At 28.1% G+C, this 14,170-nt stretch carries 12 protein-coding genes; 9 read left to right on the forward strand and 3 right to left on the reverse strand.

What is annotated here, in order from left to right:
• Positions 1–122 precede the first annotated feature (122 nt).
• The 3 genes from OW729_RS17415 to OW729_RS17425 all read right to left on the reverse strand — a co-directional run bounded on the left by OW729_RS17415 (position 123) and on the right by OW729_RS17425 (position 2,563).
• The gene (locus OW729_RS17415) at positions 123–1,157 is read right to left on the reverse strand and encodes a sensor histidine kinase (protein WP_268062825.1); all 1,035 of its coding nucleotides are present in this window, start codon (positions 1,155–1,157) and stop codon (positions 123–125) included.
• Complete coding sequence (locus OW729_RS17420) at positions 1,154–1,828, reverse strand: response regulator transcription factor (protein WP_268062826.1); 675 nt, start codon at positions 1,826–1,828, stop codon at positions 1,154–1,156. Before OW729_RS17420 ends, OW729_RS17415 begins: the two co-directional genes overlap by 4 nt.
• 288 nt (positions 1,829–2,116) lie before the next feature.
• The gene (locus tag OW729_RS17425) at positions 2,117–2,563 is read right to left on the reverse strand and encodes a hypothetical protein (RefSeq protein WP_268062827.1); all 447 of its coding nucleotides are present in this window, start codon (positions 2,561–2,563) and stop codon (positions 2,117–2,119) included.
• 657 nt (positions 2,564–3,220) lie between these two features.
• Here OW729_RS17425 and OW729_RS17430 point away from each other — a divergent pair.
• From OW729_RS17430 to OW729_RS17470, 9 genes are all read left to right on the forward strand, one after another.
• Complete coding sequence (locus tag OW729_RS17430; RefSeq protein WP_268062828.1) at positions 3,221–3,472, forward strand: TM1266 family iron-only hydrogenase system putative regulator; 252 nt, start codon at positions 3,221–3,223, stop codon at positions 3,470–3,472.
• 2 nt (positions 3,473–3,474) lie between these two features.
• Positions 3,475–4,521: a [FeFe] hydrogenase H-cluster radical SAM maturase HydE gene (gene hydE / locus OW729_RS17435; protein ID WP_268062829.1), complete on the forward strand. Its 1,047-nt coding sequence runs from the start codon at positions 3,475–3,477 to the stop codon at positions 4,519–4,521.
• 1 nt (position 4,522) lies between these two features.
• Positions 4,523–5,899 (forward strand): [FeFe] hydrogenase H-cluster radical SAM maturase HydG, encoded by a 1,377-nt coding sequence (gene hydG / locus OW729_RS17440; protein ID WP_268062830.1) that lies wholly within the window; start codon positions 4,523–4,525, stop codon positions 5,897–5,899.
• A 71-nt stretch (positions 5,900–5,970) separates the two neighbouring features.
• Positions 5,971–7,161 carry a [FeFe] hydrogenase H-cluster maturation GTPase HydF gene (hydF, locus tag OW729_RS17445; protein WP_268062831.1) on the forward strand — a complete coding sequence of 397 codons (1,191 nt, stop codon included), beginning with the start codon at positions 5,971–5,973 and terminating at the stop codon, positions 7,159–7,161.
• 154 nt (positions 7,162–7,315) lie between these two features.
• The gene (locus OW729_RS17450; RefSeq protein WP_268062832.1) at positions 7,316–7,807 is read left to right on the forward strand and encodes a GNAT family N-acetyltransferase; all 492 of its coding nucleotides are present in this window, start codon (positions 7,316–7,318) and stop codon (positions 7,805–7,807) included.
• A gap of 486 nt (positions 7,808–8,293) precedes the next feature.
• Positions 8,294–9,286, forward strand: a complete 993-nt coding sequence (locus OW729_RS17455) for a sugar ABC transporter substrate-binding protein (protein WP_268062833.1) — start codon at positions 8,294–8,296, stop codon at positions 9,284–9,286.
• A 13-nt stretch (positions 9,287–9,299) separates the two neighbouring features.
• Positions 9,300–10,973, forward strand: coding sequence for a methyl-accepting chemotaxis protein (locus OW729_RS17460; protein WP_268062834.1), 1,674 nt, complete (start codon positions 9,300–9,302; stop codon positions 10,971–10,973).
• A gap of 297 nt (positions 10,974–11,270) precedes the next feature.
• The gene (locus OW729_RS17465; protein ID WP_268062835.1) at positions 11,271–12,560 is read left to right on the forward strand and encodes an NCS2 family permease; all 1,290 of its coding nucleotides are present in this window, start codon (positions 11,271–11,273) and stop codon (positions 12,558–12,560) included.
• A 376-nt stretch (positions 12,561–12,936) separates the two neighbouring features.
• A complete protein-coding gene (locus OW729_RS17470; protein ID WP_268062836.1) occupies positions 12,937–14,106 on the forward strand; it encodes an HpcH/HpaI aldolase/citrate lyase family protein in 1,170 nt (389 codons plus the stop codon).
• Positions 14,107–14,170 lie beyond the last annotated feature (64 nt).

Here is a 14,170-nt window from a genome sequence, read left to right on the forward strand (position 1 = left end):
TTTTCATTATGAGCTTATTCTTTTACTTAGTTGTAAGATTTTCTAACTTTAGGAGGAAAATCATCCTCTACTATTCTTTATTCTCTGTTCACTAGTCTCTACTCTAATATTACGTCGCAACATTATTGATTTGCCACATTAAAGTAGTTTGTAAGTTTTGGAAAGTGTATAGTTACTCTCGTATATTCTCCATATCTAGATTGTATAGATATATCATGACCTAATTTCAGAGATAACATTTTGGCTAGATATAGACCCATTCCTGTAGATTTATAATCTTGCCTTCCAGTATGTCCTGTAAATCCTTTTTGAAAAACTCTGTCTATATCTTCTGGTTTTATTCCTATGCCAGTATCTTCAATAATAAGTTTTTTTTCAGTAGAGTCTTGTATACCTGATATTTTAATTTTACCTTGGATATCAGTATATTTTAGAGCATTTGAGATAATTTGGTCAATTATAAATACAATCCATTTTTTATCTGAAATAATATTAAAGTTTAAGTTATCCAATTCTATTCCTATTTTTTTATTAATAAAATTTTTAGCATGTTTTTTTATAATTTCTTTTATTAATTTGTCTAAATCTAATTCATTTATAAAATAATCTTTAGAAAAAGAGTCTATTCTTGAGTAATAAAGAGCCTGTTCTACATAGCTATCTATTTTATCTATTTCATCTTCTAAGCTATCAAGTATTTCATCTTTAGATTTAGTCATGCTATTCTCTATAATTAGTCTACTTACTGCAATAGGTGTTTTAACTTCATGAACCCAGGAGGTTATAAATTCAGCGTTTTCTCTTTTTTCATCATATAAATTTTCTATTTTTAAGCTTTGTTCTTCATAAAGCTTTCTTAAAAGGGTGTTATATAAATTTTGCTCATAATTTTTAGCTTCAGGTAAAAAATTTATGATATCTTCTTGCCGTTTTTCAATAGTATCTTTAATACCTAAGTAATATGTTTTAAAATAAAAATATTCAACAAAAAGATGTATGCAAAAGAAAACAAATGAAACAGAGTTTACATATATAATGTTACTGACACTTACTTTAATGCTAGGATTTAAATATATAATTAATGATATAAAGCTCATTAAAATAATATAAAAAATTATAAGGTGTTTTTTATGACGTATATATTCTATTATCTTCATAGTATTATATATCCTTGCCCTTTTTTTGTTTGAATAAAGTCACTTAGTCCTATATCAGAAAGTTTCTTTCTAAGCCTATTTACATTTACAGTTAATGTGTTATCATCTATAAAACTTTCATCTTCCCAAAGACTCCTCATTATTTTATCTCTACTTACAACGCTACCACTATTTTGCATAAGAATATATATGATTTTAAACTCATTTTTTGTTAAATCTAATTTCTCTTCATTGTATAAAATAGTACTATCTTTTAAGTTTAATGTAGCTCCATTATGTTCAATAACATTTGCTTCAATGTTTGAATAAGAGTAAGTTCTTCTTAAAATTGCATTTATTTTTGCCATTAATACATCTAAAGAAAAAGGTTTTTGAACAAAATCATCTCCGCCCATATTCATTGCCATAATTATATCCATATTTGTATTACGGGAAGAAATAAATATAATTGGGACCTTTGATACTTCTCGTATTTTATTACACCAATAAAATCCATCAAATGATGGAAGGTTTATGTCCATTAAGATCATATGAGGTTCGTATTTTACGAAGGTGTTAAATACTTCGCCAAAATCTTCTACATACAGACCGTCAAATCCCCATTTCTGTAAATTTTCTAGTATAATTTCTCTTATTTTAATATCATCTTCAACTATCATTATTTTAAACATATGTATACCTCTCTTATAATGTATAATTTATATAACTATAGGTTGCCTTATAATTTACATTTAACAAAATAATAAATTCAAGTTAATAATTCATATTTATCTCTTTATGAATTATTATGGAGCCTATATTTAGTATAAAATAAAAAAGGATAAATGTCCTTATCTAAAAGAGAAATTTTCGAATGAACTAGCAATAAAGCTACATTTTTCATGTTATATTGCAATTATATAGTTTCTCCGATAGATAACGACCATAATATTGAGTATACATATAATATTTAATATTATTCAATGGAAATTTAATTTTTTATAAGCCTTAATACTTAGAAACCATAACAAGTTTTTCAAATTTCTTAATTTGGCCTTAAATATTAAGTCTGGGTATAAAATTCTATATACAATCATTAATTTTTTAGCATTTTTCATATATGTTTTACATTGAAATGAATTATTTGTAGATAAAGTATTGTTGTTTACCCATTTCTTGATAGATAAGTCAAGGTTAGATTTGTCATAAACTTTACCTAAATATTTTATATTTGGTTTTATTGAATCATGTGTAATATCTTTTTCTAGGTTAGCAATTGATGCACATAGATAAGGATCTACTTTATATTTAGTGGAGTATTTTATTATTTCTTCTTTAAACTCTATTTTGTACATACAATTTCTAAGAATGAATAAATTACTTAATAAAAGAATAAATATAATAGGTATAGATATCATTTTCTTCATAGTTATATACCTCTTTTAAAATTTCAAGATTGAGCAAATTGTATAATTAAAATTTTTTAAATAATGATCAATGAAGCTTTTATAAGCATATAGTGGTTTGAATTATCCAATTTACTCTATAATTTAGTATCCTATTAAAATTAAGCTTATAGTATAAGTTTAGTATAAACCCCTTATTATAACAATCGATTAAACTTTCAATTTATTTATAAATCTTACATTTTTGTAAGTTAAAAATAGGGTTATACTAAAATATTTATTTTGTTTAATTACAAAAACAATATTTTTTAAAATAGAGTTGAATAGATAAAAATTAATCACATTGACATAAGAAAGAATCAAGAATAAAATGTTATTAAGGTATAATTTTTTATTCAAATACTTAGAGAGGATTCTTTAACTATTTGTTTAGTCAAAAATAGCACCCTAACAGAAAAGAGTAATCTGATCTGAAAGGAGGTTAGGCATAGGAGAAATAGATCATGATATAAATTCATGGTTTTATTTGGTATATAAATGCTGACTTTCCTTTTAAAGGAAAGTCTTTTTTATTAAATCATGTATATATCAAATAGCATCCTTATGTGTTTTTAGAAAATATATAAAAATTATGAATAACATAATTAAACAAAAGCTTATTTGTAGGAGGAAAAATATATGAAAAAGATTGCTGTTATTAGTGCTATTTTAGAAGAACCTAACCAATGCCAAAAGGAATTTAATGATATAGTAGCTAGTTTTAAAGGAATTATTAGAGGAAGAATGGGTATACCTTTTGAGGAAGAGGGCATATCTGTAATTTCTATAACTGTTATTGGAGATTTAAACGAAATAAATAGTCTTACAGGGAAGTTGGGCAATATTGACAATGTTTTAGTTAAAACATCTATCGCAAAGAAAGAGATTTAGCTATGAAAAAACTAATTGATAAACTATATAAAGAAAACTACTTAGATAAAACAGAGCTATTTTATTTAATAAATAATATTAATGAAAAAGACAAGGAGTATTTGATACAAAGGGCACATGAAACTAGGATGAAGGTTTATGGTTCTACGGTTTTTATGAGAGGACTTGTAGAGTTTACAAATTATTGTAAAAGAAATTGCGTTTATTGCGGTATTAGATCTTCTAACAAAAATTCTGATAGATATAGATTGAGCCTTGAAGATATAATGAGTGCTTGTGAGGAAGGAAATAGGCTTGGGTATAAGACATTCGTGCTTCAAGGTGGAGAAGATGATTATTATACAGATGAAAAAATTGTAGATATAGTAAGTGAAATTAAAGACAGATTTAAAACTTCTGCAGTGACTCTTTCTATAGGGGAAAAAAGTTATGAATCTTATAGAAAATACTATGAAGCAGGAGCTGATAGATATCTTTTGAGGCATGAAACAGCGTCAAAAGAATTATATGAGAAGCTCCATCCTAATTCTAGTTTTGAAAATAGAAGAGAATGTTTATGGAATTTAAAAAAGATTGGGTATCAAGTAGGAGCTGGGTTTATGGTGGGATTACCTGGTCAAACTAAAGAAGATTATGTGAAAGATATGCATTTTCTAAAAGAATTAAATCCTGAAATGGTAGGCATAGGACCTTTTATATCTCATAAAGACACTCCTTTAAGAAATGAAAAAAATGGAACATTAGAAGAAACAATATTAATGTTAGCTTTGATAAGATTATTTTTACCAGAAGTTCTTCTACCAGCGACTACTGCATTAGGAACTATAGACCCAGTAGGTAGAGAAAAAGGACTTAAGGCAGGAGCTAATGTAGTTATGCCTAATTTATCGCCTACATCAGTTAGAGAAAAATATTCATTATATAATGGGAAAATATGTACTGGAGATGAAGCTGCGGAGTGTAGAAGATGTATAGAAGGAAGAATAAATAGAGCCGGATTTTGTGTTGATATGTCAAGAGGAGACAATATAAATTGGAGGAGGAAATAAAATGTTTATTGATCATGAGCATATATATAATTTGTTAGAGGAAGCTAAAAATGCAAGTAAGGAAGAAATTCAAGAAGTTTTAGATAAAGCAAAAGAGAGAAAGGGTCTATCACATAAGGATATAGCTATATTGCTTCAAGTAGAAGATAAAGAGCAAATTGAAGAAATGTTTAAAATAGCAGGGGATATTAAAAAATCTATTTACGGAAATAGAATAGTGTTATTTGCACCTCTTTATGTAAGTGATTATTGTGTAAATAATTGTGTCTATTGTGGATATCAACATTGCAATAAGTTTGGAAGAAGAAAATTATCTATGAAGGAAGTTGAAGAAGAAGTTAAAATACTTGAAAAAATGGGTCATAAAAGATTGGCGCTTGAGGCTGGAGAAGATCCAGTAAATTGTGATATAAATTATATTTTGGATGTTATATCTACTGTATATAAGACACAAAAGGATAATGGAAATATTAGAAGAATAAATGTTAATATTGCAGCAACTACTGTTGAAGAATATAGAAAACTAAAGGAGGCTAACATAGGAACGTATATTTTATTCCAAGAAACCTATCACAAGCCTACTTATGAAAAAATGCATCCAAATTGTTTAAAGAGCGATTATGAATACCATTTAACTGCCTTTGATAGAGCCATGGAAGGTGGCATAGATGATGTAGGTGGTGGTGTTTTATTTGGTCTTGCTGATTACAAATTTGAAGTTTTAGGATTAATGATTCATAATGAACATTTAGAAGAAAAGTTTGGAGTTGGCTTCCACACTATCTCTTTCCCAAGAATTAGGAAAGCAGAAGGAATGGATCTTGAAACATTTCCTAATTTAGTAGATGATGAAACTTTTAAAAAAATCATAGCTATTGTTAGAATAGCAGTGCCTTTTACAGGAATGATTTTATCTACTAGAGAATCAGCAGACATGAGAAGAGAAGCGTTAAGATATGGAATTTCGCAAATAAGTGCAGGTTCATGTACAGGAGTAGGTGGATACAAAGAACGTGAGGAAGGAAAGATAGTAGATCAGTTTATTTTGGAAGATCATAGAAGTCCAATACAAGTTCTAAAAGAATTGATAGATGCTAAATATATACCAAGTTATTGTACTGCCTGTTATAGAAAGGGTAGGACTGGAGATAGATTTATGAGCCTTGCTAAAAGTGGTAATATACAATATGTTTGTGGTCCAAATGCTATGACGACTCTAATGGAATATATTTTAGATTATGGGGATGAAGAACTTAGAGAAAAAGGAGAAGCTTTAATTCGTGAAGAAGCAGCAAAGATTGAAAGAGATGATATAAAAAAATTAGTTCTTAATAATATAGAAAGATTAAAAAATGGAGAAAGAGATCTATATATATAATTAAATTAATGAATTTTAAGACAATGGTTACTATATAGTTATTTTAACAAATAGTTAATATAGGAGGAAAAATGAACAATACACCAAATGCAAATAGAAAGCATATAGCTATATATGGTAAAAGGAATGCAGGAAAATCTTCATTATTAAATGCTATAATTGGTCAGGATATCTCTTTAGTATCTTCTGTAAAAGGCACTACAACAGATCCTGTTACGAAGGCAATAGAGTTAATTCCATTAGGACCGGTAGTTTTTATAGATACAGCTGGAATAGATGATAAAGGTGAACTTGGTGAACTTAGAGTTAAAAAAAGTCTAAAAATTCTTCAAAGAACTGATTTTGCAATTTATGTTACGGATATAAAAGATATAGAGGATTCTTATTATAAAGAAACTATTATGAATTTCAAAAAATATAATATCCCTTATATAACTGTAATAAATAAGATTGATACAGTTACAGAAGAAGTTTTAGAACAAGTTAGAAGTAAGTTTAAAGATGCTATTTTTGTGTCTGCTCTTAAGGAAGAAAATATACTATTTTTAAAGGATGTACTAATAAAAAGAATTCAAGAGGATGGTGAAGAAAAGCCGATTATAGGAGATTTATTACGATATGATAGTAAAGTTGTTATGGTAGTGCCTATTGATTCGGAAGCTCCAAAGGGAAGGATAATACTTCCACAGGTTCAACTTATAAGGGATTGTTTGGATAACGGAATAAAAAGTTATGTAGTTAGAGATACAGAGTTACAATCTGCTCTTGAAGATATAAAAGATGTGGACTTAGTAGTAACGGATTCCCAAGCATTTAAAAGAGTAAATGAGATAGTTCCTCGGGATATTAAACTCACAAGTTTTTCTATATTATTTGCAAGATACAAAGGAGAGTTAGGTGTATTTTTAGATGGAATTTCCAAAATAAAAGATTTAAATGAGAATTCTAAAATACTTATATCTGAAAGTTGTACTCATAATCATTCACATGAGGATATAGGTAGAGTTAAAATACCTATGATGCTTAGAGAACATACAGGTAAAAATCTAAAATTTGATTTTAAAATGGGACACGATTTTCCAGAAGATATTTCAGAGTATGATTTAGTCATACATTGTGGAGCTTGCATGGTCAACAGAAAGACAATGCTTACAAGAATAGATTTTTGTAAAAAGAATAAAGTTAATATAACAAATTATGGAGTATTATTAGCGCATCTAACTGGAATTTTGGATAGAAGTATTGAAATTTTTAATATATAATTTTATAGATAGTTTATTTTGTTTTACACAGGATATTTTGATATCCTGTGTTTTTCTATAATTTTATATTTGTTATATACGTTGGAGGTGGCAAATATGTGTGGAAGCTTATTTTAATTTTGAATAGGCAATTAAAATATATGGAGGAAAATGAATGTCAGATTATATAATAAGGGAAATTAGAACCAGTGAGATATATCTTCTTGAAGACTTTCTATATGAGGCAATATTTCAAAGAGATGAAACCAATCTTTTGCCAAGAGAAGTGATTAAACAACCAGAATTAAAAGTATTCATTGAGGACTTTGGAAAACAAGATGATTTATGTCTTGTAGCTGAGATTGAAGGGAAAATTGTTGGGGCAGTTTGGACTAGAATATTATGTGGAGAAGTTAAGGGATTTGGAAATATTGATGATAAAACACCAGAGTTTGCAATTTCACTATATAAACAGTATAGAAATAAAGGAATTGGTACAGCACTTATGCAGGAGATGTTAGAAGTCCTAAAAAGACGCGGATATAAAAAGGTATCATTGGCTGTTCAAAAAGATAATTATGCGGTGGGGATGTATAAAGTAGTAGGATTTGAAATAGTTGAGGAGTTAGCACAAGAGTATCTTATGATTTGTAAATTAAATATGTAACTAACAAATAAAACACCTTGTGAGCAAAAATGAGTTTGTTCAATAAGGTGTTTTTTATTACATTATCTAGTCAAATGTAATAAATTAATCTATATATACGTTAATAGTAATTAAAATTTTTAAAAATCTAGTATATAGAAGGTACTATATAAAATTCATTAATAGGTGATTTCCTATTGATTACAAAAAGATTAATTGTAATAAATTTGAATATTAATAAATATGTTGAATTAAGTAGAAAATTTTGAAATTTACATAAAAAAATCAAGATTTAAGAAGGAATTTAATAAAATACGTCGAAATTGAAAAACAGTTAACAATTAGTTTATAAATATATAATAAAAATATAACTAAAATATAACCAATTGTTAAAATGTGAGTTAGGGTAAAGGGTGTAATGTGTGGGATAACATTTTACAAGAGAACGAGTTTAAATTAATTCTTTTAAGCAAGTGCAAAAAAATAGTTTTATGTAGGAGGAATACTATGAAAAAGGTTATGAAGATTTTTGTGTTATTAATTACAATTGTATTATTTGGATGTTCTTGTGGTAGAGCAAATTTAGAAAATGATGTAGATAAGTTTATCCAAAAAAGATTTAATGATACAGATTCAACTAAAACAGCTAAGGAGACAAATGGCAAAGAAATATTTGCTATATTAAAAAAAGACTTATTTTTGCAAAATGTATCTAAAAGTTTAGTAAAAGTTATGGGCAATGAAGGAAATAAAGTAATTGTTAGGTTGGCATCAGATACAGAAGATAAGATAAAGGAACAGATAGAGGCAATAAATGAAGCAATTGTTTGCAATGCACAAGCTATAATAATATCTCCAGCAGATGATGTTGCATTAATTGATAGTTTGAAGAAAGCTCAAGATGGAGGCATAAAGATTATAACTATGGATAGTAGTGTGAATTCTGAAGTTGCAAAGAGTAAGGGTTTGAAACTTCCTCCTTTTTTACATATAGATAATGACAAGGCTTTCTATGAAGGAGTAAAGAGTTTAGGGAAAACAATTGAAGGATCAAGTGAAGTCCTTATGATATTAGGAGATCAAAATACTATTCCAGGGCAAAAGAGAAAAGAAGGTGGGCTTCGTGCATTAGGAGAAATGCCAAGTTTAAAAATTTCAGCAATAGAAGATGGCAAATGGAGTTTGAAAAATGGATATGAGATAGCAAAAAAATATTTGGTAAGTAATCCTAATATAAAAGTTATTATATGTGGAAATGACCAAATGGCTCTAGGAGCAGCACAGTATGTAAATGAGGCAAAATTGAAAGGAATCACTATAACTGGCTTTGATGCTATGCCTGATGCAAAAAAAGCAGTGACAGAAGGTAGGTTATTATATACTATAGAGCAAAGTGCTGATGGATATGCTAAAAAAGCACAAGATACTATAAATAAGCTTATAAATGGTAAAAATGTACAAAGTGATGTAATAGTTGAGACAAGAATTATTAATAAATAGAGGGGGGAAACAGATGAAGACGATTAGAGGAAAGTTGATGACTGCCTTTGCATTACTTATATGCATATTGGTAGCAATAAATATTATGTTTGTTACTACAGCATGGAATACTCAATCAAAATACAAAACTATAAACAATAATCTTATTTTAGAAGGAGAATTAAAAAATGTATCCACAGAAGTTGTTGGTAGTATAGATGAATTACTTTTTGAATATAATGAAGCTAGTTTAAAAAAATACAATGAAGGAATAAACGATTTAAATCAGATATTAAAGTTTTTAAATGAGACTTTAACAGAAAGTAGTAGTAAAGCGGCATATAATACACTTAGTAATATTACAACAGGATTTATTAAGGATGCTAATGGATGTATTGAAGCTTTAAAAAACAAAAATTTAAAGCAAGCAAATATCTTATTTCAAGAGATAAATGTAAAAAATAGATTTATCCAACAAAGGACAAATGATTTAATTTCTATAGAACTTAAGCATAGCTATAATTTACAACAAGCGTTAGAAAAAAACTTTAATATGAAGCTTACTATAGGAATAATACTACTTGTAGCAGCATCACTATTTGGTATAGGATTTGCAACTGTTTTCTCAGGAAGAGTAAAAGATAGTTTGATGAAGATTGTAGAAGCAACAAATGAAATGTCTAAAGGAAATCTAGCACAAAAATTAGATATAGAGTCTAATGATGAAACAAAAATAGTAGGGGATAATTTTAATAAGATGATTGAAAATGTATCAAACCTTATTGAAAAGACTAAGGCTGTTTCTGGAGAGGTTAACAGTGCTGGAGAAAAATTAAATGTTTTATCACAAAATAGTTTAAGTAATGCGAAGTCAATATCTGAGGTAGTGGCACAAATAGCTACAGGAGCATCAGAGCAAGCTGCAGATACTCAAAAAGGAGCAGACTTAACTTCACAAATACAAGATAAGTTTGAGGAGCTAGTTAAAAATAGTGATGATATGAGTGAACAGGCAAAAGAAATAGTTAGAGTTAAAGACGATGGTATAGAAGCACTAGATAAATTAAAAATAAAGACTATAGAGAATAATAAAGAAACTAAGGAAGTTGCAGCTAATATAGAAAAACTAAATGATCATTCTAAGAATATTAGTAATATAATTGAAACAATTACTAGTATATCAGAGCAAACAAATTTGTTAGCATTAAATGCATCTATTGAAGCAGCTCGAGCAGGTGAATATGGGAAAGGATTTGCAGTTGTAGCTGATGAAATAAGAAAATTAGCTGAGGAATCCGATAATTCAACTAAAGATATTCAGGTAATAATATCGGGTATTCAGAATGAGATAAGAAGAACAGTAGATATGATGAATAATATGGAAATAAGAAGTGGGGAACAAAATGAATCAGTTGAACATGTAAGCTCTGGTTTTGAAAGCATTTCAAACTCAATAGATAATATAAGAATTAGAATAGAGAATTTAAATAATTCTATAATGTCAATAGATGAAGGTAATAAACTAGTTGTAGATTCAATATCAAGTATAGCATCAGTATCTGAGGAATCTGCGGCGGCTTCAGAAGAAGTAAGTGCTTCTGTAGATGAGCAATTTAAGATGATGGAAGAAGTTGAGGAATCCACTACTAAGCTAAATGAACTTACGGAAGAGCTAAATACTGAGATAAATAAATTTAAACTCACTTAAAATGTAGGATATGTTTTAAGATGGTGTTGCGTTCCTATAGCTTTAAGGATAATTTTAAGTTAGGTATAAAGCATGCAGATGAAATATAAAGGAGCTGAATTTTCAGCTCCTTTATATTTGATAAAATACGAACAATAAAAAAATACTTAAACATCTATATAAAGGATAATTAGTTATAACAAAATATAATACTAAAAACACATAGAAATGTTCGGGGGGAATCTTGACTTTAAAAAACCTATTTGCTAATATGTACAAGTGCGAAAAATTAAAACATATGAAAAAGAGGGATTTTAAATGGAATCATACTTTAAATTAAAGGAAAATGGAACTAATGTTAAAACAGAAGTTTTAGCTGGGATAACTACATTTATGACAATGGCCTATATCCTAATTATTAACCCCGCAATATTATCAGCGGCAGGAATGGATTCTGGGGCAGTATTCACAGCTACGGCGGTATCAGCTGTTATAGGAACAGTTATAATGGGATTATATGCAAAATTGCCATTTGCTCAAGCACCAGGAATGGGACTTAACGCATTCTTTGCTTTTACTATAGTTAAACAAATGGGATATAGTTTTGAATTTGCATTAACAGCAGTATTTTTGGAAGGAATAATTTTTATACTACTTACAGTTTTTAATGTTCGTGAGGCTATAGTTGATTCTATACCTATGAATATTAAGAGAGCTATTTCAGTAGGTATTGGGCTTTTTATAGCATTTATAGGATTAGATAATGCTAAAATTGTACTTCATCAGGAACACAGTACTATTCTTCAGCTTGGAGACGTTACAAGTGGAACGGCCCTTCTTGCCATTATAGGAATATTAATAACTGGAGTTCTTTTAGCGAAGAATATAAGGGGAGCATTACTTATAGGAATTGTTGTAACAACAGTAATAGGTATTCCTATGGGAATAACTAAAATTCCAAATGGAATTATGAGTGTCCCACCATCTTTAAAACCAATACTATTTAAATTAGAGTTTCATAATATATTTACTTTTGATATGTTTATTGCTTTATTTACATTATTATTTATGGATATGTTTGATACAGTTGGAACTCTTGTCGGAGTTGCCACAAAGGCTAATATGTTAGATAAAGATGGAAAAGTTCCTAGAATAAAAAAAGCTTTATTTGCAGATGCTATTGCAACTACAGTAGGAGCTTGTATTGGAACAAGTACAGTAAGTACTTTTGTTGAAAGTGCTTCAGGAGTTGCTGAAGGAGGAAGAACAGGATTAACCGCTTTATCAACAGCAGGAATGTTCCTAATAGCTTTATTTTTTGCTCCATTATTTACTATTATTCCATCTCCAGCTACTACACCAGCCTTAATATTAGTTGGATTATTTATGATGGAACCTATTAAAGATATAGATTTAGTTGACTTTACAGAAGCTATACCAGCTTTCTTTACAATTATAATGATGCCTCTTGCATACAGTATATCAGATGGTATTGTATTTGGAATAATTGCTTATATTTTTTTAAAGGCATTAACAGGAAGAGCAAAAGAAGTTACTATACCTACATGTCTAGTAGGGGTATTGTTCATATTAAAGTTTTTTATTTAAAAAATTTATCAAAAAGAATTTTAACAGACTTCAGCTTTTGTATATTATAAAACTTTTAGTACATAAGAATTTACGAAAACCTAGTGATAAAGGAAACTTATCACTAGGTTTTTGTGTTAATTCTATTTTTAAGGTAGTATGTAATTGGTTATTTATTCAAAAATAGATATATATTAGAATATTAAAAAATTTTTAAAAATTCTTTAAAAAGATTGACTATTAATAATAAATAGTAGAAGATTTATTATATAAGTTTGTCCTAAGTCTACTGTCACTAATACTATATTTCTAAATAGGGTAGAGTAATTGACACTATGGCCCTGGGTAAAAGCTTAATATATGATAAATCATGATAATGGGGAGCGAGGGGACGATAATGAAGTTTTTTAATGACTTAAGTGCTATGCAAAAAAGAGATATATTTTACAAAGAACCTAACAATATTATAAATAGCACACCCAAAGAATTTTTATCCTATTCTCTTGGAGCAACGTTATACATGCCAGCTTTAAGAGAGGATATAGTAGATTTAATTTTAAGCCATAAATATGAAAGGCTATCGTCTATGGTTTTATGTTTAGAGGATTCTATACCAGAAGATAGGGTAGAAGAAGCTGAACAAAACTTAAAAATGGTTTGCAGAAAAATAAAACAAAACATAGAAGAAGATAAAATTAGTGAAGAAGATTTACCTTTGATATTTGTTAGAGTAAGAAGTACTGACCAGTTCAAACGGCTTCTAGAGGAAAAAAATATATTTGAATTTTTAACAGGGTTTTCTTTTCCTAAATTCGATTCTAACAACGGAGAAAAATATTTAAGTATTTTAAAATCATTTAATGATGGGATGAGACATACTTTATATGCAATGCCTATTTTGGAATCTAAACCTATAATCTATAAGGAAAGTAGAATAGATGAACTACTGAATATAAAAGAAGTTTTCGAAAAATATAAGGAGTATATTTTAAATATAAGAATAGGTGGTACGGATTTCCTAGGACTATACTCTATAAGAAGAAGTATCGATAATAGTATATATGATATAAGAATAGTAAGTGATTGTATTTGCGATATATTAAATTTGTTTTTAAGAGCTGAAGATGAATATGTCGTATCTGGACCTGTATGGGAATATTTTAATTCAAGTCCAGATAGTAGAGTTCTAAAATCTCAACTAAGAAAAAGTCCTTTTATAGAGCATTTAGGAGAAAGTGGAGAGTTGAAAAGAAAAAATTATTTAGAAAAATGCATAGACGGGCTTATTAAAGAAGTTATTTTAGATAAAGCTAATGGAATTATTGGAAAAACAATAATTCATCCAAGCCATATTTCTATAGTTAATGCATTATATGTTGTTACAAAAGAAGAATATGAGGATGCGCTAGCTATTCTAGATACCAATAGAAAAGGAGCATATAAGAGCAAATATAACAACAAGATGAATGAAGTTAATCCACATACTAATTGGGCAAATAAAATTTTAAAGAGAGCTTATGTATATGGAGTATTTAATGATGATAAAAGTTATGTTGATTTATTTTAGTATATGTTTTAAAAAATTGTTAACTTATTAGAATTTTTATTTCTAAAACAGAGTTTTATTTTAA

The sequence above is a fragment of the Clostridium brassicae genome, assembly GCF_026738875.1.
GTDB lineage: Bacteria > Bacillota > Clostridia > Clostridiales > Clostridiaceae > Clostridium_H > Clostridium_H brassicae.

What these genes read in the sequence shown, in the direction of transcription:
- OW729_RS17450 (WP_268062832.1), top strand. Translation starts at nt 7,316, where the DNA reads ATGTCAGATTATATAATAAGGGAAATTAGAACCAGTGAGATATATCTT.
- OW729_RS17425 (WP_268062827.1), bottom strand. Translation starts at nt 2,563, where the DNA reads ATGAAGAAAATGATATCTATACCTATTATATTTATTCTTTTATTAAGT.
- hydG (WP_268062830.1), top strand. Translation starts at nt 4,523, where the DNA reads ATGTTTATTGATCATGAGCATATATATAATTTGTTAGAGGAAGCTAAA.
- OW729_RS17415 (WP_268062825.1), bottom strand. Translation starts at nt 1,157, where the DNA reads ATGAAGATAATAGAATATATACGTCATAAAAAACACCTTATAATTTTT.
- hydF (WP_268062831.1), top strand. Translation starts at nt 5,971, where the DNA reads ATGAACAATACACCAAATGCAAATAGAAAGCATATAGCTATATATGGT.
- OW729_RS17470 (WP_268062836.1), top strand. Translation starts at nt 12,937, where the DNA reads ATGAAGTTTTTTAATGACTTAAGTGCTATGCAAAAAAGAGATATATTT.
- OW729_RS17455 (WP_268062833.1), top strand. Translation starts at nt 8,294, where the DNA reads ATGAAAAAGGTTATGAAGATTTTTGTGTTATTAATTACAATTGTATTA.
- OW729_RS17430 (WP_268062828.1), top strand. Translation starts at nt 3,221, where the DNA reads ATGAAAAAGATTGCTGTTATTAGTGCTATTTTAGAAGAACCTAACCAA.
- OW729_RS17420 (WP_268062826.1), bottom strand. Translation starts at nt 1,828, where the DNA reads ATGTTTAAAATAATGATAGTTGAAGATGATATTAAAATAAGAGAAATT.
- OW729_RS17465 (WP_268062835.1), top strand. Translation starts at nt 11,271, where the DNA reads ATGGAATCATACTTTAAATTAAAGGAAAATGGAACTAATGTTAAAACA.
- hydE (WP_268062829.1), top strand. Translation starts at nt 3,475, where the DNA reads ATGAAAAAACTAATTGATAAACTATATAAAGAAAACTACTTAGATAAA.
- OW729_RS17460 (WP_268062834.1), top strand. Translation starts at nt 9,300, where the DNA reads ATGAAGACGATTAGAGGAAAGTTGATGACTGCCTTTGCATTACTTATA.